This window comes from Legionella worsleiensis (assembly GCF_001467535.1).
GTDB lineage: Bacteria > Pseudomonadota > Gammaproteobacteria > Legionellales > Legionellaceae > Legionella > Legionella worsleiensis.
On record NZ_LNZC01000031.1, the window covers coordinates 29754 to 53473 of the forward strand.

The window sequence follows — 23720 nt, forward strand, 5'->3', positions numbered from 1 at the left end:
AATTCTAAGTTGGACTTTCCATGAGCGAGCAAATGTACTGGATAAGGAGCCTTGATGTAAAGCAGGATTTAAAAAAACCTCTAATCTCGGTATTTTGGTAACGTCTTAATCAGGGATTCCAACATTCGGGATGTGCTGTTGCCGTTGCATCAACGGCTGTTTTGACATTGGCTTGATTAACGCTCATGCTGGCACATTGAGTATCATTCACCTGACTACCCAGAGGTGTTGCTGTTAGGGTGTAGGTCGTTGCTGTAAGGTTTGAAATGTTAACAGTGTAAAAACCCTCTGGGGTCACTTGAGGAAAAGCGGGTAAGGCACCGCAGGCTGTAGCATAAGAAAAATTTTGCGAAAAGCATCGTTCAAAAATAATTTGATCTTGAGTGAGTATCGCCAAGGCATCGGCTCTTCGGGATTTTTGGATAAATTGCTGATAGGATGGGTAGGCAAATGAAACCAGAATGCCAATAATTACCAGCGCAATCATCAGCTCAATTAACGTAAAGCCTTCCCTAAAACGACCCTGTTTCATGTTCATGTTTATCCCCTTATTCAATTTGCCACCATCCAATTTTTCTTGGGGTATTATTAGGGTTGATAATGGACGTCTGTACGCCATTTGATTGCGTGATTAATATAATCATTTGATTATTTTGGTTAGGTCCTAATACTGTAGGTGAGTTCGCATAACTGTTTGATAATGTGATCCCTACAGCATAAGCGCCATTATACTGATCCTGAATATCAAAGCCACCATCGCCGTTAATGTCAATCTGGGCACGCAGGAATGATCCGCCATTCAGATAATTGAGTTCCATTAACATAGATGAAAATCCAACACCGCAGGCCGTTAATGGGGGGGTGTTTAAGGTAGCGATAAAGGTGCCATTGATCAATTCTGGATTGGTTATTATTCTTTGACCAGGTATTGCCAAATCAGCAAACCAACCCAGTTTATTGTTCCAGTTTATTTTATTCGCAGTCACTGTCAGAATGGACGTCGCTAAACCGGAAGTACCCGGGGCAACAAGGCTTAGCGTTTGTTCTTGCAGGTCAGTTCGTGCGTAGGTAATCGTAGTTAATGGCTTATCCCAGACCCCATACACGGTTTGCGTTTGTGTGTTGAGCAGATCGCTGGATGTAATTAATTGCCCGGTACCAAAAAGAATGAATAATCCTGGTTTTCTGGGATAATTAGGGTTTAGCGTGACTATTGGTGCCGTTGTAATAGGCTGTGCTGTACCGTTTGCATCACGTGCCTGGAACAGTAAGCGCACACTCCAGTTAGCTGGATCGGTTTCACTGACATTGACTGCCCACAGATTTCCTTGCAGATCTCCTGCATACACTGTAGAAATGGGTTGTCCTTGTAATCCGTCTTTCTGTGCCAGTGCAACTGAAGATAAACCTTGAGGAAGTGCTGGATCACAAGCTCCTGATACTGCGGCACACAGGTCAATTTTTTTAATGAGTGCGCCTGTTTGAGGATGGATGGCGTACATTATGGATGAGTTGCTTGGGCTATTGTAGCCATTACCGAAAAATACAGCAAAATTAAGTGAGGTCGATGATGAACTGCCTATTTGACCGATTTGTGGTCTACTGTAACTTAAGCCCATATCTGCGTCACTAAACTCCCAGAGCACGGAATTGGCTAAATTAGTTTCTGAGGTTAAACCCAATGGATTGGTAATATCCAGTGCATAAATGCTGTTACCTCCCGCATTCTGACCACCAACCAGGATGGTATGCCAACTCCCGTCTGCGAATTGTACATCACCGTTTTGTGGTGAGCCATTAACAAAGAATTGATGGCTTTGGTTATAGAGTGGAGCCGTTAGTTTGTGAAGATTTTCGAATACGGCATTGGGAATAAAGGCAAAGAGTTCTTCGCCATTAAGTGCATTAAACGCATGCAACATCCCATCATTAGCACCTACATAAAGGACGGGTTGGCGGTTTAATTGAGCCTTTACAAAGCTGACATAACCTGGATCCAGATACGGTGCATCGGGAGCCCCAACATAGATTACCTGGCTGTCGACAATATCACCTAGCAGGTGAGAACGATTTCTAAAAGTACCGCCATTTCTTTTTTCTAAGGTGGTATTACCACGAAGGTATTCCAGGCGACTTTGTCCCAGCACATCGCTGGGTTGCAGTTGGGCTTTTTGGGCTGCAGAAAGGCTATCCCAGCGAAAGGGAATACCCGCCGCAGCCAGAGGATCCCAGGTGGCTATCAAACGGCTGTTAGACCATCCAGAACCCCCTGCCAAATTATCCAGTTGTGTTTGTGCTGACCAGTTTACTGTCGCAGAGGGAATACCGGTATTTGGATCCAGTTGAATGGCAAATAAATTACCTGTCCAATCCAGGTAGGGCAGATCACTGGATACAAAATTGGCTTGATATTCAGTCGTTTCACTATTGAGATGAGTAGAACTGACTGCAGCGGCTGAAGTAGTGAATGTACCGTTTTGTATGGCCACCATTATGGTATTGAGGCTATCAACCAGAGTATCAGGATTCGTTGCTGGAAAATAATTTTCAGTTCCTCCTGCAACCGCCATGGCAGTGAGTGTTGCGGCAGCTTGTGAATTAATGGTTGGGTCAACTCCAGCCCCCAAACCGATGACATAGGTCTTTATGCCATTGTTTTTTAATGTTTTTATGGTATTGATAGCGTCAGTCAATGCCTGGTTATTGGTGGTGTTTAGGGAGCCATCGGCGTTAAAGGTTGCTGATACGCCATATCCAGCCGCTGCAGCGCTTCCTAATGGAGGCCAACGCTTACCGCTTAGATCCAGGGTCGGTAAACCGTCTGAAATTAATATAACGAATTTTTGTTGTGGACAGCCATTGCCACTGGTAGTGCCTAAAGCTGTCAGATAACTATTGGCTCTGGTCAGTAATCCTGCTATTGGTGATTGTACAGCAGAGGCTTTGATTTCAGTTGTTGATGCAGAGTTGGTTTCGGGTTTTAAATAAGGTAAAAAAGCATTGAGCGCATTAGCAACACTGGTTGTTGTCGGCACACTGCCTGCTGAGGTCATTGGGACTAGAACATTACCTGTAGTTGCCGATTGGTTTCCATAATAACCAAAACCACGTCGGGCATAAATGACTTGTTTTGAGAAAGGAACAAATCCGGCATTCGTTGGGCCAGTAGCAAAACTGCCTATGTTGGGTAGGGATTTGGAGTATGAGAGTAATATATTACCCGAATTGTAATTACTAATCGAAAAATTGGGTGGAAATGGGCTAGCAGGAGTTGGTCCCGTATAGGTAAGAAATACCCCGGCCAGTGAGCCAGAAGAGTAAAGTACGTCGCTAATTTCCGGATCATCACTTGATGCGCCAATTTGCATGTATTGGCTTGAAGAAACCAGGGTTGTACCAAAAAAACTGGCTATAGAAGTACAGTTACTTGCTATTGTTGAAGAAGCCGAACCGTAATTATAACAAGGATTAACAACGTAGCGGTTTCCAGCGACCTGGGTATTAGTAAAGCTGAAATTATTGGTACCTGGAGACATATAATAAACCCAGGTATTATAAGCTTGCACACTGCTGGTACTGTAAACGCCCAAAGCAAAATCGGTAGTGGGGAGGTAATTTTCAAGAATGGCTTCAACCCCCTGTTTGGCGACGTTTAACCTGCTGGGGCTATTGTCAACCAGAACGCCACTTTGATTGACGGTATAAGGTGCTTGCCCCGATGCATCGGCTGCCTGAATTGGTGGAGTAAATCCCGAAGGTACACTGTATTTCAAAGGTGAACTTGAATTGCCAAGAGTGCTTAAACTTGATGCCAGTGAACCTGAGCCGGTCATAATGGCTCCGCTTAAATTGCCATCCATGGATTGTGAATTGCCTATGGCGATAAATACTTGAGCATGGATGGGACTGGCCATGATTACTGGGATATTAGGAATACTTAATGTGGGGGCGGCAAGGCTTGTGGTCCATACAAACGTAATCATACACAACAGTAGGCTAATTTTTGTGTAGTGTCCTGGTTTGTTGATGAGCCTATTCATAGTAAACCCTATTGTTGAAGTTGAATCGTACTTTGGATGAGTACGGAGGATGTTCCATTGGCTCCTACCGAGCGTGCAGTAATTCGATACACGTAAGTAGGCGATTTCATATTTTGTCCAGGCTGTACGACAGAAGGCAGTTGTTCAATCACATAACTGGATTGTGTTCCTGAACTGCCCTGAAAACTGTGGATTACTGAACTGCTACTACCCCAGTTTACTGTTTGCCAGATTGGAGCTATAGCGGGATCAAAGACATAAAGTCCATTGGTATTTGCAAGAAAATTTTGCGTCGTATAGGTTCCGTTTAACACTTTGTTTACGGCCTCATTTAAAGCCCCTTCCGTTTTTTCAAAACTGATTTCAAAATCGGTTGCATTTGTTGCCACTCGGGTCTGAGTGGTGTTGTGTGATGACTGAGTTAAAGCCATAACAGTGAGCATACTCATTAATACTAATGTTGTAATGAGAATGTATCCTTGTTGTTTTAATTGATTGAGTGAGGATAAGGTGTTCATAATATGGCATTCCTCAAATGTACAGTCAGTTCAAATACATGGCGAAGACGGTTATCAGTAGGTACTGTAACGACCGTATCCAAAACAGTGTATTGGTTAGTGGATGAGGTGCCAGAGCCTGTTTTTCCTTCAATCAAAAACCCCAATCGTAACGAATAAACCTGCGTCCAATCCGTCACTGCATTTGCCGGCACGTATCGGTTGACCACCCCATTGGTGCCTATGCCGTATTGAACTTTCATTATGTTAATGCCGGGCACAAGGGGTTCTACAGTCCAACTGTTTCCGTTTAATATGGCACGCATTAACGCACTTTGCCCTCCTTGACCCTGTCCTACAAAAAAAGCGGTTTGCTGGATTTGAACGAATTGAGCACCTGCCTGAAAATTTACAGGAAAACTGCCTGCTGTGTTTTGCAGAATTCCTGTTCCTGCATCATGAGAAAGTGTTGTTCCTGCTACCCCGGTAATTTGAAATAAAACTGATTTAATACAATCAGAAACTGCCCCAAATTGACCACTGGATAAGTTGGCGCCACTGACACTTTGCAGGGTCAGAGAACTGCTTCCGGGATCTATTGTTGTCACCCCTAAGGGAACGCTACTGGGAGCGGAGCCCAGAATGATTAGAACATCTGTTCCTGGTTGGACAGTTCCAACCAGAGAAGAAACCAGCGCTGGATTCCAGTTATTTGCATTACTGCTGTTGGGTGGGTTTTCTTGGGTAATGGTATAACTTGCGGCACTGCCGCTATAGCCGATGAGCATGGTTGGACTGTCGTTGATGGTGCCTAAAGGAGCAGGGCCACCGGGATTTAAATTAGACACAGCCGATGTCACATTACCACATCCTGTAAATCCGGCAGCACGAATGACCGGAGCAACCAGGTTGGCTATGGCATTTTCTGTGCTTTGAATCAAATCCTGAGAATTGGATGTTTTATACAGTTGGCTTTGTGCCAGATAAATTTCGAGTACCGCATAACTGAGCAACAGACCAACAAGGCTTGCAACCATGAGTTCAACCAAAGAGAAACCGTGTTGGTATACCGGGTATTTTTTCATAGTTGGCTCTGTATGCTTAATCGGACAAAATTAGGATTAGAGGATGCTGCACTTGCTGCACCTAACTCATTTTGTGCCTGGCTGTCATCCCACTGAACTGTAACCGTAATTACAGTAGTTCCTGCACTACCTGACGGCGCCGCAGTTATCGAACCGCTGCCGTTTGGGAGCTTGGAAACGTCTTTTGTAAGCCAATACCAGGTATCATAGGTCGCCATTTGGCTTGGTGTACATGTTGTCGTAGTGCACAGTACCGAAGGCGTAGGCACAGAGGTGGGTAAGCCATTGCTTCCTATATTGCTTATATTATAGTTGCCATTAATCGCTGCCTGAGCGTTGGTGCGGATTCTATCGAAAATAGTGTATACCGATTGAACTGCCTGAAGTTTTGCATAACTGGAGTTATTGGCTTTGTTTGCGATCATGAGCATACTGGCAATTCCGAGTAATCCAATGGCCAGCAAGACAACTGAAACCAGTATTTCCAACAAAGTCATTCCGTATTGTCGGGGACTTACCCTAAGTTTGTTGTACATACCCTGAATTCTCCATCATGGACAGTTAAGAGTGCCGTTGTTCCAGACTGCTTGCCCCGGAGTGGAGCTGCTTTGCACATACCCGGTGGTCAGCACTTCAACCGAACGAGCAAATGTTCCGCCTCTGTCGTCACATAAAGTAAAATTACTTTGTGTCGTTGATAGCCCAAATCGGTCAAAAAGAACTTCAACAGTGTTTGCTGTCAGACTGGATGCTCCACTGGGGCTTTGTTGGCTTTTAAGCAGAGTGGCTGTTCCTGAGGTGGGTTGTGTGACAATAATCCATCCCGTGTTCCAGTCTGCGCCACAAACAGTTGAACCAGGAGTGCTCAGCGGACATACTTTAATCGTCATAGCCTGGCTTAATGCACTACTGCGTGCATAATTCAGGGCATTGACCAATGAGTCGGCATTAGCGGCCAATCTGTTGTTTAACACCATAGTCCTGAAGGACGGTATAGCCACCATAAGCAGTATAGAAAGAACGCAAAGGGTTATCAGTAATTCAATCAGGGTGAATGCCGCAAAAAATGATCTTTGTTGCGTTTTGTTGATGGGCGTTTTTATTGGCTGCAATTCGGGTTGAAATGACAAAAGATGAATTGCGTATAATACAAGAACATTATGCGCATCAAGTTTATTCACAACATGTGAGCTACCAGACTTCCTGTTCAACGCAGCCCCCTTCTATCACTCATTAACAATTTATTAGTTAAGTATAGTCTATTTACTCGTCTTATATTGGTGTTTTGGGTATTATGGCTTGGTTTGTTTGTTGCTGTGACTTTTTATCCAAAAAGTGCAAAAAAACTCGATAATAATATGGTATGACATTAAATAATCGTTTTTTGGTAACTCCCTGTGTCATCTCAAACTCAAGCCCAGGTAAGGGATCTCCTGTCAGGTAGAACATTTTTTAAAGAATCTACTGATACACATCATTCCCTTCTCTCCTGTGCTATGCGCAGGGGAGAGGGGAACATTCGGTAAGCTCAATTAAGTACGAGGGAAGTTACATAAAAGAGGATATGTGTTATTTTCCTGAACGTTTGGCAAAAGGCTTTCGCTCTGTTTTATTGCCTGATTGAGCGGGTTTCTTTTTAAAAGGCATGTGTCTTTTCGGTTTTATAGGGGCAGCGGTATGAGGAAGATGATGGGTCGGTTCAAAATCATCTATTTCGATACGATCCAGTTTGCGTTTGATTAATTTTTCAATGGCATTGAGTTGCCCGATTTCATCTGCGCATACTAAAGAAACAGCCAAACCTGATGCGCCTGCTCGTCCGGTTCGGCCTATGCGGTGTACGTAATCTTCGGCAACCTGGGGCAGATCAAAGTTGACAACGCAGGGTAGTTGATCAATATCAATCCCGCGTGCGGCAATATCAGTAGCTACCAAAATATGCAGTTCACCTGATTTGAATTCAGCCAATGCTTTTGTCCGTTGTGACTGTGATTTATTTCCGTGTATTGCTGCGGCATAAATTTGATTCTCAGCCAGCTGTTTCACCAATTTGTTTGCTCCGTGTTTGGTTCTGGCAAATACGAGGGTTTGTCCCCATTTATTTTTGTGAATAAGGTGACTAAGTAAATCTGATTTACGGCTTTTATCTACAGGATGGATTCTTTGTTTAATTGCAACAACCGTTGTGTTGCGTGGAGCAACGTCAATTTCAACCGGTTGATTCAGTATTCCCTTAACTAAAGTACGTATTTCTTCGGAAAATGTTGCAGAGAACATCAGATTTTGTCGTTTTCCAGGCAGCAATTTGATGATGCGTTTGATGTCATGAATAAAGCCCATGTCCAACATGCGATCCGCTTCGTCCAATATCAACGTATCGACTTCATCAAATTGAATCGCTCTTTGTTGATGTAAATCAAGCAATCGTCCGGGGGTTGCAACCAGAATTTCGACTCCAGAACGCAATCGCATCATTTGCGGATTAATTTTTACTCCGCCAAATACCACGGCTGAACGAAGATTGAGGTATTTACCATACTGGATAATGCTTTCATGAACTTGTGCTGCTAATTCTCGGGTAGGCGTGACTATCAGCACTCGGGTGCGGTTATTTTTAGCGCGTGGTTTGCTGCTCAATTGTTGCAAAACAGGTAAAACAAAACTGGCTGTTTTTCCTGTTCCGGTCTGAGCTGACGCAAGAACATCGCTACCACGTAATACAGCAGGTATGGCTTGAGCCTGAATAGGGGAGGGTTGGGTATAGCCGGATTCTTCTACGGCTTTGAGAATTGGTTCGATTAAATCCAATGATGAAAAACTCATGTTGTTTCCTTAAATGTAATGCAAGGGTATTGGGGGTGGTTTAGGTAAAGCCCCCAATTCATTTGGCTGTATTTGGCGCAATTATATCATAAATTGTGCGTGATAAGTTGGGTTAGGATAAATTAATCCCAGTCTATAAAGGATTCTATCTCTTTATCCGTTGTAATTGGGGTGTTTACTTTTTTCTGGGCTAACAATTGGGGTTTTTTGTTCGTTTTAGGGCAGTGCGCAGATTCTTTGAATGTTTTGAGAGCATCCTCCAGATTAACAAAGGTATATCCCTTTTCTTTGTAAAGTTTAATGATATCAGGCAAAACGTAGGCATTGAGCAAATTGGCGTGGATGAGTAAAATTTGCGCCTGATCAGGGTTATGATGATATTCAGTGTGCTCTTCAGCCTTGACGGTTTGCTGCCATATAAAATCAAGGTAAAAGGGCTTCATTTCGCCAAGATAATCCCGTCTTTTTATTTCGGGCACCGATAGCAGGCGTTGATTAAAGACAAAATCCTTACTGTCAATAGTAATAGGGGCTACCTGATAATTCTTTTTGGCCAGGTAACAAAGAATTTTATTTTTTTTGCTTCCTGAACTCATGGCCAGATAGGGGTATCTGAAATATTTTGGTTCGGTCAAAACAGGCGCCAAAATGGTGTCTGCTTGCTTGATTTCTTTGATGTATTCTTTGGTCTTGAGGGCATTGAGATTGGCATGGGAATAGGTGTGATTACCCAATCCAAACCCTGACTCTCTAAATTTTTGCAATATCTCCCAATTGTCATTACGAACTTCTCTGGCAATGATAAATCCTGTCGCAGGGATGTTGTGTTCCTTCATGGTGTTCATGATCATATTCAAATGAAAATTTCGGTATTCCCCGACAAAAGGCAAATCATCAATGGTGATAGCGATTTCCTTTTTGTGCGCAAATAATGCTGATGACAAAAGGGTTAGCAGGATGAAACAAAATACAATGGCATTGGTAACTGATTTGATTTTCATTGGATATTAACTGTCTTTTAGGTCTATAGGTTATTCGATGAAACGCATTGTAGCAAAATTTAAGCGAAATGGCTTATTTCGCAGGATAATAAAAAAATCTTTATTGGATAATAAGCAGCAGTTTGACTTACAGAGCCGAGAACTGCTGCTTTTTTAGTCATTAAGCATGGAGCCTAATGATTATCTGACGCAAAAAACTGCATTTTTAGTAGGCTGAGGAAGAGGCAGCTACCGCTTTTTCTTCATCCTGTTCTTTGTGTTCTTCGCTTTCATCGACAGCTTGCCACCAGCTAAACATTCTGAATATAGAAGAACTGGCACTTGAAGTTGCCGCTTTAGGTTTTCCTGCTTCCTCTGCGTTTTTAGCCAAGTTAACGCAACGTTCAAGTGCTGCGTCACGACATTTGCGTATCATTGCTTGTGCCAAGTTTAGCAATGATGTTAAGTACGAAAAGTCTACCGTAGAAAAGCGATGTGCTGATCTTATCGATTCTGTATCCTCGTTTTTTTGAACTAATTGATGGCGTATGTAGTCATGAGCGGCTGTAACCAGTTGCTCTGTAAACTCTTTGATTGAGTTTTTAGCATCAAGGATTGAAGTTAATTCCTTGTGAACAAGCGAGTTATTATCGTCGGTGCCAGTGGGATCTTGATGGTATTCTATGGCTATTTGTCCACGAACCAAATACATTGCTCCCGCAAGTATTGCTGTTTTTACCTGATCGCTGATAATTGAGGGGCTTGTAGAGGATAAATTTTCTGCCAGTTTCTCAAGGAGTTCGAGTTGATTTACTCTTTGTTTGTTACGAATTTGATTTATTTCAGTTACATTTTTATCTGCTTTTTCATTAACAATAAGTTGACGCAGTTTTTCTTTCAGATCCCAAAAAGATTTATATGGTTGAACTAAAACAGGTGAAATCGCTCTGGCTACTCTAAAATAGGGGATATCAGTGCTTATTGGATCTTCTGTTTTTAAATTGTTGTTGACATGTTCGTGCGCAGTTTGTTCTAACTCGAAACTTGTTTTAACAAATTGCACGAGCTTCTCCAAAGGTAGGCTCATGAACTTGTGACGGGTGTTAAAACCATGCAAGGAATTGTTTTTTATGTATATTTGTCGCATAAACTGATTGAATGTTTTGTAGAATGTGACATATTGCTGAGGGCTGGGTTTATTTTCATCGTCTATTCCCATGGATTTGTCCATGTACTCGAACATTTTTCCATTAGACTCGCCAACACGTCGGTTTCGTTCAATATCTTCTTTAATCATGCACATGGCACCGTAAAGAACACTGGCGCATTTTTCATTTAATTTTAGAACTAGGTTTGGAGTTTTTTCTCGAGCAATCTGGGAGTCGAGTTCTTCTATAACCATTTTTAAAAACTCAAGTCCGTCCTTTCTTCTCTCGTCAATTGTAGTTTTACGTTTGTGCATGAACTCATAGCACTCGTAAAAGCCAGCTTTCAGGCTTTCAAAATCCTTTAAAAAAAACTTCATGTTATTCTCCAAAAGTCCAAATCAATGTGATGTAAGAAGTACTTACAGGCCTCAGTTTAAACTAAAGTGTTCTTTGCGTCATGTGTTTCCATTATACAATTTGTCGTGACTTGCAAAATAAGTTTAAAGCCCTTTTCTGATAGTCATTAAATCATTAGATTATACATTTTCAACCCGCTGATTCTGGGATTCAACAACAATAAACAGGTAATTTTTGGCTGATCTAAAACCATGATGAGAAAAGCTCTGTTGCGAACGGTAAAAACTTTGTTTGTCATGTGAAGAGCTATAAAAATCAAAAATATTGAATAATTTCTCATTAGGAGTACTATATTGAGCTTTTTCTATCACAATATGAATTAATTGTGTGCACCGTAGCGTTTGGGTGATGAATGTTTTCGAGGACTAATTTGAATACCAAGAGTGACGATCTGTTCCGACAGAAATTTTATTCCAATGCGGTTTTTGTTTTAATTTTTCTTTTATTATGCCGCATTATAGCCAGTTATTTCATTCCTTTAAACGACTCTACAGAAGCTCGCTACGGAGAAATAGCACGCAAAATGCTTGAAACGGGTGATTGGATCACTTTACAACATGATTACGGGGTTCCTTTCTGGGCTAAACCCCCCTTATCAGTATGGCTTTCTGCCTTTTCCATGAAAATATTTGGTGTTAACGAATTTGCTGCTCGCTTACCGGGGCTTTTGCTTTCTATTGGAGTTTTGGCACTGATATGGGACTTGGCAAAAAAACACAGTGGAGCCATTGTCGGAATGGCATCTGTTGTGGTGCTGGCAGGAACATTCTATTTTTTTCTGGACGCAGGCACAGTAATGACCGACCCTGCACTGGTCTTTTGCACCACTTTGGCAACAGTTTCTTTCTGGCATGCCGTGGTGAATCAAAATAAAATCTGGTCTTATGTTTTTTTTATTGCCTTGGGTCTTGGGCTTTTGGCAAAAGGCCCAATAGCAGTTGTTCTGGTTGGAATCCCGATATTTTTCTGGGTAGTGTTGCGTAATGAGTGGAACAATTTGTGGAAGAGGCTGCCCTGGTTTAAAGGCACCGTGCTGCTTTTGGTCATAGCGCTTCCCTGGTACATTATGGCTGAACTGCGTACCCCAGGATTCTTGAATTATTTTATCATTGGTGAGCACTTTAATCGCTTTTTAACCCCTGGATGGACCGGGGATAAATACGGAATGGCTCACAATGCGCCTCGGGGCATGATATGGGTGTATGCAGTTCTTGGTGTCTTTCCTTGGAGTATAATTGGCGGTAAGTGGTTGTTACAGCATGGACGAATTTTACCGTCATTTTTCAAAGACGATGACGGATGGTTGAGTTTTATTTTTATTTGTATGGTTGGGCCGCTTGTATTCTTTACTTTTGCTGGCAATATCATCTACCCATACGTATTTCCCTCTTTGCCTGCATTTGCCTTATTTTTCACTGAAGTGTGGAATCGTTCCAATCCGTCTTTGGAAAAGAGTCAATGGATAGCTCATTGTTCTTTGGTCAGCGGAGCGGTTTTTTTGCTGGCTACAGTCGTATTTGCGGTAAAACCTGATAGTGTTGCCAAAACGCAAAAGCCTGTCGTTACTGCCTGGTTGAATCAACACCCCATTCCAGGAAGCAGCTTGGTTTATTGGGATTTTTATACCTGGTTTTCGGCACAATTTTACACTTCTGGCAAGGTGGTCGCCACACGAGATATTAATTATCTGTGTCAATTGTTCGCTAAAAATCCAGATAACTATTTGGTCATTAATGAACTTAATGTGGAGCAGATTCCAGCAGAGTTGTTTGCGAAATGGAATCGGGTTGCGACTGTAACTTATAAGGAAAATACTGTTTTTCTGATGCATAGCCCCGCACTTCATTGTTAATTTGGTTTGGTTATAGCTTTTACTTAAAGCGTCACTCATCCTGAGTGGCGTGAAGGGTCTTTCCTTGAATCGCACAGTGCCAAATTCAGGAGATCCCTCATTCCATTCGGGATGACATGGGGTGTTACCTACCGTGTGTAAAGTAATTAATCTAAGCGATTTGATTTCATAAAAATCAGTTGGGTGCGTTTAATTCGATTTCCTTTCCAATAATGGTAGTTTCTCTAATCAAGTCATAGTAAAGTAGCGCCTTTTCAGACGAGCCTATTCCATCATGGCAAAACTTTATTTTTATTATGCTGCAATGAATGCAGGTAAAAGCACGGTCTTGTTGCAGTCCAGTCATAATTATAGAGAACGTGGAATGCACACTTTGTTGTTTACCCCAGCGATAGATACCCGTTACCAATCAGGAACCATTACTTCGCGAATTGGTTTGGCAGAACAGGCTTTTGCATTTAATCCAACAGACGATTTGTATGCGATTACCTGCACATTTCAACAAAAAGGGATGCAATACGCATGCGTGCTCATTGATGAGGCACAGTTTCTTAACAGAGAACAAGTCCATCAACTAACTGAAATTACTGATAAGTTGTCCATTCCTGTATTAGCATATGGTTTACGAACTGACTTTAGAGGGGAACTATTCCCTGGAAGTCAATATTTACTGGCCTGGGCGGATGAACTGATAGAGTTGAAGACTATTTGCCATTGTGGGCGTAAAGCAATTATGAATATGCGAATTGATGCTTATGGGAATGCGGTAGTGGAAGGGGAACAGGTTTTAATCGGAGGTAATGAATCTTATGTTTCAACCTGCAGACTGCATTTTAAGCGTAAAGAAGCGGGATTTTCAGAATTTAGCAATAAATTGTTCAATAAAGATACCAATCTTCTTTAGTTTTTGGTATAATTTGCCGCAACTTTTAAGCCTTGTGAAGGAGTAACAGTGTCGCATTCTGTCGCAGTAGATTCAAGAACATGCATACCTCGTGGTGACTTAATGGCTTGGATCGTCTGCTTATCTGCAGGCCTATTCTTTCTCTATGAGTTCTTCCAGCTGAATATTTTTGATGTAATCAATCAGCCGTTACGAGATGATTTTCACATTGACGCTACTCAATTAAGCTGGATGTCCAGTGCGTATTTGTGGGCTGATATTTTGTTTCTTTTACCTGCTGGGATAATTCTTGACCGTTTTTCTACACGCAGGGTTATTCTGACCGCCATGTTGATTTGTGTTGTTGGAACCGTTGGTTTTGCAACGACTGAGTCATTTCTACTGGCCTCCTTTTTTCATTTTCTTTCTGGGATTGGCAATGCGTTTTGCTTTCTCTCATGCGTTGTTTTGGTTTCTCATTGGTTTCCGCCACGCAGGCAGGCGCTGGTTATTGGATCCCTGGTAACCATGGCTTTCATAGGCGGGATGATGGCTCATACTCCTTTTGCCTATCTTTATGAACTTTTTGGTTGGCGACGCGCATTGTTTATTGATGGTGCAGTTGGAGCGGTTTTATTAATCTGGATTTATTTGGTTGTTCAGGATAAACCTGCCGATTCGCCAGTACTCACTCGCACCAACCAGGGTGAGGTTTTATCCAGCTTTATCAAGGCGCTGCGCAACAAACAAAACTGGTTGGCTGGTTTGTTTACTTCTCTTCTTAATTTACCAATTATGGTTTTGTGTGCCTTGTGGGGTGCAAGTTATCTTCAGGTGGTTCATCATTTACCTGACATTGCAGCCAGTAATGTTGTGAGTTTGATTTTTATGGGAAGTGTGATTGGTTGTCCGCTGGTTGGCTGGCTTTCTGATTCGCAAGGACGCCGTAAACCGTTGATGATTTTTGGGGCAGTAGCTACTTTAATAACGGTTATTCCATTATTTATGCATGTTGTTCTTTCTCAAACCCTTCTTGGCATTATCTTTTTCGCTTTAGGTTTTTTTACCAGTACCCAGGTGATATCTTACCCCCTGGTTGCAGAAAGCAATAAACCAGAAAACACCGGGGCTGCTACTGGTATTGCTTCAGTGATTATCATGGGCGGCGGCGGAGTTGGCCAGGTATTATTTGGATGGCTGATGTCGCATCATGCAGGTGTTGCAGTTTCTGAATATACCGTTGCAGATTTTCAATTTGCCATGTGGATGTTCCCTGTAGCTGCTTTTGCGGCTTTAATTGCTGTGTTAATGACCCGAGAAACATACTGCAAACGATAACAATCAGGAGAAGTAATAATGCAGAGAGTGGATGAGTTGAGAGAATATGATGTCAGGCAATCATCTTTTTTACCCTGGATAGTCTGTTTTGCCGCAACTCTGTTTTTCTTTTACGAGTTTATTCAAGGAAATATGTTTGCTTCTATCGCTGCAAACATCATGCAAGATTATCATATTCAAGCCGATAAAATGGCTTATTTATCCAGCATCTATTATTTATCAAATGTTCTTTTTCTGTTTATTGCGGGAATGATACTGGACCGATATTCGATTAAAAATACCATTTTATTTGCCATGTCTTTGTGTGTGGTGAGTACATTTATTCTTGCTTATTCGCATTCGTTTTATGTTGCATTGTTCTGTCGTTTTATCACGGGCATAGGAAGTGCATTTTGTTTTCTTGGCCCCGTTAGGTTGGCTTCCCACTGGTTTCCGCCCAAACGAATGGCTTTGGTTACCGGAGCCATAGTTACTATGGCTATGACGGGTGGAATGCTGGCTCAATACCCATTAACCAAACTTGTTGCTTATGTCGGTTGGCGACAGGCGGTTCTGGATGTTGGAATACTTGGATTTGCCATGTTGGTTGTCATGTTTTTTTGGATTAAGGAAAGGCCGCATTTTGCTGTGAAAAAAGAGGGAAAACCTCTGAAAGTTATGGCTGCAGCCAAAAGTGCCTATCTTAATCCTCAGTATGTTCGTGCTGCTTTTTATACCAGCTTGATGAATATGGCAATTGCCGTATTTGGCGCCATGATGGGTACCTTGTATCTGGAACAGCGGTTGAGTATTAGTGCTGAACAGGCTTCTATGGTCAATGGCATGTTGTTTTTGGGAGCTATCGTTGGTTCGCCTTTGGTTGGATGGATATCTGATAAAGTGGGTTTACGAATTCTACCTATGAAACTGGGTGTCTTTGCTTCCATGCTTACGGTATTAGCGGTACTGTATCTTCCTGTTTCTGTGAATGTTATGACCGTTCTTTTTTTCCTGTTGGGGTTCTTTACTTCTGCTCAGGTTATTAGTTACGCTCTGGTTGCTGAAAGCAGTTCTCCGGTGATGACTGCAACGGCAGTAAGTGTTATTTCTATATTAACTCAAGGCGGATACCTGGTTTATCAAAATGTGTTTAGTAATTTGTTAACCAATTACGGCGGCATGCATATGATTAACGAGGTTCCCGTTTATTTGTTAGAAGCGTATCAGCATGCTGCGATAATATTACCAGCCGGATTGGTGATCGCATTTTTATTGTTGATTGGATTAAAAGAGACGTATTGTAAACAAGCTGAGTATCAATAGTGACAGGACGAGTTTGTATTTTATTGATGGATTCTTTTGGCATAGGTGCCAGTCTGGATGCTTCACGTTATGGTGATGAGGGTGCTAATACCTTTGTTCATATTTATGAAGCGTGTGAACGTGGCGCCTGCGATATTGAGGGCCTACGTCAAGGGCCTTTAAAGTGCCCTAATCTAGCCAAACTGGGTTTATTTCATGCAGCGGTAGCCAGCTCAGGACTAAAATTTGTCGATTTAGCGACTATGCCAGAGCCAGAGGGTTATTATGGCTATGCAGTTGAGCAGAGTCTGGGCAAGGACACGCCAAGTGGGCACTGGGAGCTCGCTGGTGTACCTGTTTCTTTTGAATGGGGATATTTTCCCGACACGCCTCATTGCTTCCCTAAAAAACTGATAGATTCTTTTGTGAAACAAGCGGGATTACCTGGTGTTTTAGGTGAAAAACACGCTTCCGGTACAACCATACTCGATGAGTTGGGTGAAGAGCATATTCGTTCTGGAAAACCAATAGTTTATACTTCCGCTGACAGTGTGTTCCAAATCGCAGCGCATGAAGAGTCCTTTGGTTTGCAACGCTTGTACGATATTTGTGAGATTGCGCGAAATCTTGTGGATGAGTATCAAATCGGCCGAGTGATTGCCAGACCATTTATCGGTAGGCACGGTTCTTTCAAACGCACCGCTAATCGTAAAGACTATGCTACTTTACCTCCTGAAAAAACGTTACTGGATTATCTAAAGAATGCAGGAAGAGAGGTTATTGCAATAGGAAAAATTGCGGATATTTATGCCCATCAAGGCGTCACTCAGGAAATTAAAGCAGACGGTAATATGGCGTTGTTTGATGCGACGCTTGCCACCATGAAAACTGCTCCGCAAGGCAGTCTGGTTTTTACCAATTTTGTTGATTTTGATTCTTCATACGGACACAGACGTAATGTTGCAGGTTATGCCTATGCTATTGAAGAGTTTGATGCCCGTTTACCTGAATTGTCAGCTGTACTTAATCCAGATGATATTGTCATAATCGCTGCAGATCATGGTTGCGATCCTACTTTTCCGGGATCTGATCACACCCGAGAACATATTCCCGTTTTAGCTTTCGGCCCTAAATTACAAGGGCGTTTTATTGGACGGCGTGATACCTTTGCAGATATTGGTCAGAGCCTGGCTCAATACCTCAAAGTGGATACTTTACCGCACGGTATTTCATTTTTTTAACCAAGCTCCCATTGAATTTTTCATTATCATCCCCATGTGTAGGTTTTCTGTATGATTTGAGGATTTTATTTTGGAACAATATCGTGGGACAACAATACTCTCAGTACGTCGTGGTAATCAGGTAGTTATCGGGGGAGATGGTCAGGTTACCCTGGGTAATACTGTAATGAAAGGAAATGCACGCAAGGTAAGACGTTTGTATAAAGACAAAGTGATTGCCGGATTTGCGGGCGGGACTGCCGATGCGTTTACCCTTTTTGAACGTTTTGAGAGCAAACTGGAAATGCATCAAGGTCATCTGGTCAGGGCGGCAGTTGAACTTGCCAAGGACTGGAGAACAGACAGAATGTTAAGGCGGCTTGAAGCAGTGCTCGCCGTAGCTGACAGTAAATCCTCGTTAATCATCACGGGTAATGGCGATGTTATTGAACCCGAAGAAAGTCTAATCGCTATAGGCTCAGGTGGTCCCTTTGCCCAAGCGGCTGCAAAAGCATTGATGGAAAATACCAAATTATCCGCTGCAGATATAGTACGTAAAGCCCTCACTATAGCGGGAGATATTTGTATTTATACCAATAACAACTTAACCATAGAAGAATTGAATAATGACAACAAATAACAGTGTAGTAATGACACCAAGAGAAATAGTTCAGGAACTGGATAAACACATTATTGGCCAAGACGATGCAAAGCGAGCTGTAGCTATTGCTTTGCGAAATCGCTGGCGTCGAATGAAAATTAAAGATCCAGTATTACGCAGTGAAATTATGCCTAAGAATATTTTGATGATTGGGCCAACGGGTGTTGGTAAAACAGAAATCGCTCGAAGACTGGCAAAGCTCGCTCAAGCTCCGTTTATTAAAGTTGAAGCCACTAAATTCACTGAAGTAGGGTATGTAGGACGTGATGTAGATTCCATTCTTCGTGATTTAACGGATATTGCAATTAAACAAGAACGTGAGTCAGCCATGAAGAAAGTCGAACATTTGGCTGAAGATGCTGCTGAAGAGCGTATTTTAGATGTATTGCTGCCTCCTGCACGCGGTAGTCTTACACCTGGAGAAAAAGACTCTACAGCAAGACAAGTGTTTCGCAAACAATTAAGAGAGGGAACACTTGATGATAATGAGATTGAAATTGAAATAGCTGCAACACCAGTGGGTATTGAAATTATGGCTCCTCCGGGTATGGAAGAAATGACCAGTCAATTGCAATCCATGTTTCAGCAAGTAGGCACTCATCGTACCAAAACACGCAAAATGACTGTCGCTAAAGCGATGAAAATACTACAAGAAGAGGAAGCAGCCAAACTCATCAATGAAGAAGACATCAAGATTAAAGCCATAGAAAGCGTTGAACAAAATGGAATAGTTTTTATTGATGAATTGGATAAAGTTGCCAAGCGTTCTGAAGGCAGTGGCGGTGATGTATCACGTGAAGGGGTGCAAAGAGACTTACTTCCATTAGTTGAGGGAACTACTGTATCTACCAAGTACGGTATGGTTAAGTCAGATCACATCCTGTTTATTGCATCCGGTGCCTTCCATGTTGCGAAACCTTCTGATCTGATTGCTGAATTACAGGGACGTTTGCCTATTCGAGTTGAATTGTCTGCTTTAACAGTTGAGGATTTTGTGCGGATTCTTACCGAGCCTAGTTCTTCATTAACTTTACAATATGCTGCTCTGATGGAAACTGAGGGTCTAACCCTGACTTTTGATGAAACAGGCATCAGGCGTATTGCCGAAGTTGCGTGGCAGGTGAATGAACGCATGGAAAATATTGGTGCCCGGCGTTTATACACTGTCATGGAGCGTTTATTAGAAGTTGTCTCTTTTGAAGCCACGGATAAGTCCGGGGAGTCTGTTCATGTTGACAGAGCTTACGTTGATAAAAATCTGGGTCAGTTATTGGCTGATGAAGATCTGGCTCGTTATATTCTATAACGGTTAATTAATGGTTAACGATCCCGGAGTAAACTGTACTTCAGGGATTTGTTAACCATTTTTTCAATGTACCGTTTTACGAAACAATTCTTCCAGATTAATATTAAGCGATTTTTGTAAGCCTTTATCATTTTTTCTAAATGTTGCACGCCATTGTTCGGCCAGAGATGATTTGGAATAATCCAGTTCAATATGTGTTGGAAGACGATAGGGCAAAAATTGAGTTAAATCATACAAGGTGATCTGACTTAGATCCCTGCTTAGCATGTAATGACCGTCAGCTGTCGCATGAATCAGTTCAAGATGGATAAGAGCATTTATCATTTCATCAACATCCTCGCTAAAAGGTTGATTGCTCGTATCGACCAGCTCACTAAAACTGAGTCCTTTCCCATGCCGCTGAGCTAACCAAAGTTGATGCAACCAAAGCAAAGCGTGTGAGAATCCATCAAGAGATTTGCCTTCCCGGCGTTGATGATGGACGGAAAATGCATAACTTATTTCTGCTCCTAAAAGGGTAATCAGCCAAACCCAGTATACCCAAATAAAAAATATAGGCACCGTTGCAAAAGCACCATAGAGTAATTCATACGTATTGAATTGAATCAGATAATAAGCAAAAGCTTGTTTTGCCAATTCAAATAAAATGGCGGCCACTAAACCACCCCAAAATGCGTGCGCTATCTTAATCGGACAATTTGGAACTATAGAATAAAGGAAAGTAAAACCGATTAGAGAGAGTAGTAAGGGCGAGTAGTGCAATAGGATAAATGGCGGTTGGTGTGCTGCAAACAAAGGCATAGAGATTAAATAGGAACTAACAGCCAGACTCAATCCCAAAATTACCGGTGCCAGAGAGATTATTGCCCAATAGATAAGGAATGAAGCTATTCCATGGCGTGCTGCAGTCACTCTCCATATTTTATTAAAAGCCCGTTCAATCGTAAACATAACCAGCAGTGCTGTGAAGATAAGAAATGCAATACCCCAAATGGACAATCTGGATGCCTGAGCCGCAAATTGTTGTACATAGGCTTGCACGATTTTTCCTGTAGCGGGAACGAAATTATCAAAAATAAAGCTTTGCACAGGCTCCGACATGCTTTGGAACATTGGAAAAGCGGAGAATATAGCTAAGCCCACAGACATCAACGGTACTATTGCAAGCAAAGTGGCGAATGACAAAGCTGAGGCAATATAAGCACATTCATCCTTGATAAAATGTTCAATAACAAAACGTATGAATCGGTCGCAAGCACAGTAGCTGTTGGTAACTCGTTCTTTCCAATTTAATTTTTTTCTGGATTCTTTTTTCATCGTTTTTTTCTTAATAGTGGCATTATTTATTGATTTGGATGATCTCTTGTTGCTATTTTAATTCTAATGGTTCTTTACATACTTGTAATTATTACAGTGACTGTAAATCATTATAGGTTAATTTTGTAATTAATAAGATGATGCTCTTTAAGTATTCTATTTACGCTATTAGACATCCTTTTCATTTATTCAGTGTGCTGTAATTAAGGATTGATTCACTGATACATAATGATTCAAATATTAACAGTTTTGTTACAATCAATTGGCTAATTTGTTCTACATTTGAGCTATTCTTAATTTGAGTAGTTCCAATTTCACGAGGATAGATGATGTTAACACAAGCAGTCATCGGTGTTGTAAGAGCTCTTAACGGAATACTTGAAAAAGTCAATGCGCAGGGAGAAGCACAGATTGTCAAGCCAGGCGCAACACTGAATCAAGGTGATGTACTCACGCTCTTGAGTGGTGAGGCCTATATCCAATTTATTCAAGGATTTCCAGAGTCATTAGCTTTAAATAAGCCTTTTCCTCTTGATGGAATCTCTCCGGCATTAAAATTTGGTGCCTTGAATATGACTGAAGAAATCATCAAAGAAGCATTGGCAAAAGGCATTGATCCCTCCCTGATCCTTGATATTCTTGGTGCGACTGCGGCCGGTATCGAAATTACTGGATCTGGTGGTGATTCCTTTTATATAGATCCTTTGTATGGCTCAGGACATGTTTTTTCAGGATATTCTACCTTTGCTGCGTCCTTTGATAATTATCTCTCATCGGTTGAGCCTCAGGGAATTGTGTATAGACCAGAAAATGAAATTTCAACACAATTAGACACGTTGGTAATACCTGATATTATTATCCCACCTCAAATTATAAGTGGTATATTTGCTGGTGATGTCAGTGAATCAGGTGGTCTTAACAATTCAATAGCAGGGGTGCCTAAATTTACGGCCCAAATAACCAGTATTAATGGTTTTATTCCTGAAGTAAGAACAGGTCTTTTGGGAACATTTTCCCTGGAAAATTCAGGAACATGGACTTATGAGTTGCATAGTAACAGTCCCATGGTTGATGCGCTTAGAGCAGGTGAAGTACGTATAGTTACTTTTGATGCAGTCTCTATGGACGGTACCACGCAACAGATAACCGTCAATATTCATGGTGAAAATGATGCTCCTTATGTAGTTTCAGAAAATTACAATACTCGAGAAGAAACGACTTTGACTGGCAATGTATTGGCCAATGAAAGCGATCCTGAAGGTGATTCCGTATACATCACTACCTTCAGAGTAGATGGTGATTCTACCTTGTATCAAGCAGGGCAGACGGCTTTAATTAGCGGTAAAGGCCAATTAACTCTATTGGCTAATGGAGATTTTAGCTTTATTCCCGTAGTGGATTATAACGGCTCAATTCCAACCACGACTTATACAATGTCTGACGGAACTATGGAGAACAGTACTACTCTCTCCTTAAGTGTCAGTTCAGTAAATGACGCACCAGAAGGTGCAGATAAAAACATATTGACCCAAGAAGACACACCAGTTGTTATCCAGGCAGCAGATTTTGGTTTTACCGATCCTGATGATAGTTCCGCTAATGATTTTCTTGCGGTGAAAATCAACACACTACCCGTGGACGGATCTTTGTATTTAAACGGTACTGCTGTTGCTGTCGGGCAAATTATTAGTGTTGCAGCCATTAATGCCAATTCCTTGGTATACGTTCCTTCTGCCAATATGAGTGGATCAATTAACTTTACGTTCCAGGTTCAGGACAATGGAGGCACTTTAAACGGTGGAATAGACCTTGATCCTACCCCGAATACTTTGACCATCAACGTAACACCAGTGAACGATGCTTTTAGTGATGCAGATGAAAATCTTACTGTATCCGAAGACACCGTCTTAAGTGGCAATGTACTAACTGGTACGAATAGTATCGAAGGCGCAGTGAGCGTGGCTACTTTTACCGTTTCAGGGGATGCAAACACATACGCAGCTGGAGATGTGGCAACTATCGCCGGAGTCGGAAGCTTGCAGATTAATGCCAATGGCGTATTTAATTTTACTCCTTTAGCAGATTATAACGGACCAGTACCACTGGTTACGTACACCATGACGGATGGTTTTACGAGTGATACATCCAACTTGACCATCAACATTAATCCAGTAGCCGACATAGCCAACGATGCAGCAATTACTAACGAAAATACCCCTGTTACTTTGGATGTTAATGCCAATGATACGTTTGAAAATGCTGGTCATACCATTACTGCGATTAACGGTACGGCCATCGCTGTAGGTGGTTCTGTCAATGTTGTGAATGGAACGGTTCTTTTGAATGCCGATGGTACTTTAAGTTTTAGCCCAGCCGCTAATTTCAACGGAACTACTGATTTTACGTACACCGTCACTTCTGGTGGAACAACAGAAACGGCTACCGTTACTATGACGGTGAATGCGGTGAATGATGCTCCGGTCAACAGCGTGTCTGGCGCACAGATCCTGAGTGAAGACGCTTCTCGAGTGTTCAGCTCTGCCAATGGCAATGCCTTGAGTGTGGCCGATACTGACAGTGCGGTGGTGACGACGACCGTTTCTGTACTGCATGGCAGTTTGACGGCTGTTGCAACCGCTGGAGTGACCATCACCAATAACGGCACAGGATCGGTTACTTTAAGCGGTTCTCCCGCAGCAATCACTGCGGCTTTAGACGGCTTAAGCTACAGTCCAGTAGCCGATTACCACGGTTCCGATACCTTGACCATGAGCACCACCGATGGTGCGCTGCTCGACAGCGATACCGTAGGCATTACCATTAATCCTGTAGTGGATATTGTCGATGATGCTTTTGCGACCAATGAAGACAC

18 protein-coding genes are annotated in these 23720 nt (G+C 42.0%); 8 read left to right on the forward strand and 10 right to left on the reverse strand.

The window, feature by feature from the left end:
- Positions 1–109: 109 nt before the first annotated feature.
- The 9 genes from Lwor_RS11995 to Lwor_RS12035 all read right to left on the reverse strand — a co-directional run bounded on the left by Lwor_RS11995 (position 110) and on the right by Lwor_RS12035 (position 10950).
- On the reverse strand, positions 110–532 hold the full coding sequence (locus tag Lwor_RS11995) for a type IV pilin protein (RefSeq protein ID WP_058494354.1): 423 nt from the start codon (positions 530–532) through the stop codon (positions 110–112).
- Between the two features lie 16 nt (positions 533–548).
- Positions 549–3983: a pilus assembly protein gene (locus Lwor_RS12000; RefSeq protein WP_338011237.1), complete on the reverse strand. Its 3435-nt coding sequence runs from the start codon at positions 3981–3983 to the stop codon at positions 549–551.
- Positions 3984–4048: 65 nt separating this feature from the next.
- Positions 4049–4558: a pilus assembly PilX family protein gene (locus Lwor_RS12005; RefSeq protein WP_058494127.1), complete on the reverse strand. Its 510-nt coding sequence runs from the start codon at positions 4556–4558 to the stop codon at positions 4049–4051.
- Complete coding sequence (locus Lwor_RS12010) at positions 4555–5622, reverse strand: PilW family protein (protein WP_058494128.1); 1068 nt, start codon at positions 5620–5622, stop codon at positions 4555–4557. Before Lwor_RS12010 ends, Lwor_RS12005 begins: the two co-directional genes overlap by 4 nt.
- Positions 5619–6158 carry a type IV pilus modification protein PilV gene (gene pilV / locus Lwor_RS12015; protein ID WP_058494129.1) on the reverse strand — a complete coding sequence of 180 codons (540 nt, stop codon included), beginning with the start codon at positions 6156–6158 and terminating at the stop codon, positions 5619–5621. The genes Lwor_RS12010 and pilV overlap by 4 nt, the downstream gene beginning before the upstream one ends.
- A gap of 15 nt (positions 6159–6173) precedes the next feature.
- Positions 6174–6833 (reverse strand): GspH/FimT family pseudopilin, encoded by a 660-nt coding sequence (locus tag Lwor_RS12020; protein WP_238584666.1) that lies wholly within the window; start codon positions 6831–6833, stop codon positions 6174–6176.
- A 358-nt stretch (positions 6834–7191) separates the two neighbouring features.
- Positions 7192–8445: a DEAD/DEAH box helicase gene (locus Lwor_RS12025; protein ID WP_058494130.1), complete on the reverse strand. Its 1254-nt coding sequence runs from the start codon at positions 8443–8445 to the stop codon at positions 7192–7194.
- Between the two features lie 122 nt (positions 8446–8567).
- Positions 8568–9446, reverse strand: coding sequence for a polysaccharide deacetylase family protein (locus Lwor_RS12030; protein ID WP_058494131.1), 879 nt, complete (start codon positions 9444–9446; stop codon positions 8568–8570).
- 205 nt (positions 9447–9651) lie between these two features.
- Positions 9652–10950: a hypothetical protein gene (locus Lwor_RS12035; protein WP_058494132.1), complete on the reverse strand. Its 1299-nt coding sequence runs from the start codon at positions 10948–10950 to the stop codon at positions 9652–9654.
- Positions 10951–11360: 410 nt separating this feature from the next.
- On the opposite strand from Lwor_RS12035, the gene Lwor_RS12040 reads away from it, so the two are divergent.
- The 7 genes from Lwor_RS12040 (at position 11361) to hslU (ending at position 19531) form a co-directional block, all read left to right on the forward strand.
- Positions 11361–12842 (forward strand): ArnT family glycosyltransferase, encoded by a 1482-nt coding sequence (locus Lwor_RS12040; RefSeq protein WP_058494356.1) that lies wholly within the window; start codon positions 11361–11363, stop codon positions 12840–12842.
- A gap of 274 nt (positions 12843–13116) precedes the next feature.
- The gene (locus Lwor_RS12045) at positions 13117–13746 is read left to right on the forward strand and encodes a thymidine kinase (RefSeq protein WP_058494133.1); all 630 of its coding nucleotides are present in this window, start codon (positions 13117–13119) and stop codon (positions 13744–13746) included.
- Between the two features lie 48 nt (positions 13747–13794).
- Complete coding sequence (locus Lwor_RS12050; protein WP_058494134.1) at positions 13795–15063, forward strand: MFS transporter; 1269 nt, start codon at positions 13795–13797, stop codon at positions 15061–15063.
- A gap of 18 nt (positions 15064–15081) precedes the next feature.
- A complete protein-coding gene (locus Lwor_RS12055; protein WP_058494135.1) occupies positions 15082–16365 on the forward strand; it encodes an MFS transporter in 1284 nt (427 codons plus the stop codon).
- A complete protein-coding gene (locus Lwor_RS12060) occupies positions 16365–17585 on the forward strand; it encodes a phosphopentomutase (protein ID WP_058494136.1) in 1221 nt (406 codons plus the stop codon). Before Lwor_RS12055 ends, Lwor_RS12060 begins: the two co-directional genes overlap by 1 nt.
- 70 nt (positions 17586–17655) lie before the next feature.
- Positions 17656–18204, forward strand: coding sequence for an ATP-dependent protease subunit HslV (gene hslV, locus Lwor_RS12065; RefSeq protein ID WP_058494137.1), 549 nt, complete (start codon positions 17656–17658; stop codon positions 18202–18204).
- Positions 18191–19531: an ATP-dependent protease ATPase subunit HslU gene (gene hslU / locus Lwor_RS12070; protein ID WP_115091037.1), complete on the forward strand. Its 1341-nt coding sequence runs from the start codon at positions 18191–18193 to the stop codon at positions 19529–19531. Before hslV ends, hslU begins: the two co-directional genes overlap by 14 nt.
- Before the next feature lie 63 nt (positions 19532–19594).
- Here the strand turns inward: hslU and Lwor_RS12075 are convergent, their stop codons facing one another.
- Positions 19595–20848 carry a YihY family inner membrane protein gene (locus tag Lwor_RS12075; protein WP_058494138.1) on the reverse strand — a complete coding sequence of 418 codons (1254 nt, stop codon included), beginning with the start codon at positions 20846–20848 and terminating at the stop codon, positions 19595–19597.
- 326 nt (positions 20849–21174) lie between these two features.
- Between Lwor_RS12075 and Lwor_RS12080 the strand changes: the two genes are divergently transcribed.
- Positions 21175–23720, forward strand: a 2546-nt coding sequence (locus tag Lwor_RS12080) for a tandem-95 repeat protein (RefSeq protein ID WP_193786620.1), incomplete at its 3' end; no start/stop codon positions are given.

What these genes read in the sequence shown, in the direction of transcription:
- Lwor_RS12035 (WP_058494132.1), bottom strand. Translation starts at nt 10,950, where the DNA reads ATGAAGTTTTTTTTAAAGGATTTTGAAAGCCTGAAAGCTGGCTTTTAC.
- Lwor_RS12055 (WP_058494135.1), top strand. Translation starts at nt 15,082, where the DNA reads ATGCAGAGAGTGGATGAGTTGAGAGAATATGATGTCAGGCAATCATCT.
- pilV (WP_058494129.1), bottom strand. Translation starts at nt 6,158, where the DNA reads ATGTACAACAAACTTAGGGTAAGTCCCCGACAATACGGAATGACTTTG.
- Lwor_RS12030 (WP_058494131.1), bottom strand. Translation starts at nt 9,446, where the DNA reads ATGAAAATCAAATCAGTTACCAATGCCATTGTATTTTGTTTCATCCTG.
- Lwor_RS12005 (WP_058494127.1), bottom strand. Translation starts at nt 4,558, where the DNA reads ATGAACACCTTATCCTCACTCAATCAATTAAAACAACAAGGATACATT.
- Lwor_RS12025 (WP_058494130.1), bottom strand. Translation starts at nt 8,445, where the DNA reads ATGAGTTTTTCATCATTGGATTTAATCGAACCAATTCTCAAAGCCGTA.
- Lwor_RS12000 (WP_338011237.1), bottom strand. Translation starts at nt 3,983, where the DNA reads ATGATTACGTTTGTATGGACCACAAGCCTTGCCGCCCCCACATTAAGT.
- Lwor_RS12010 (WP_058494128.1), bottom strand. Translation starts at nt 5,622, where the DNA reads ATGAAAAAATACCCGGTATACCAACACGGTTTCTCTTTGGTTGAACTC.
- Lwor_RS12045 (WP_058494133.1), top strand. Translation starts at nt 13,117, where the DNA reads ATGGCAAAACTTTATTTTTATTATGCTGCAATGAATGCAGGTAAAAGC.
- hslU (WP_115091037.1), top strand. Translation starts at nt 18,191, where the DNA reads ATGACAACAAATAACAGTGTAGTAATGACACCAAGAGAAATAGTTCAG.
- Lwor_RS12075 (WP_058494138.1), bottom strand. Translation starts at nt 20,848, where the DNA reads ATGAAAAAAGAATCCAGAAAAAAATTAAATTGGAAAGAACGAGTTACC.
- Lwor_RS11995 (WP_058494354.1), bottom strand. Translation starts at nt 532, where the DNA reads ATGAAACAGGGTCGTTTTAGGGAAGGCTTTACGTTAATTGAGCTGATG.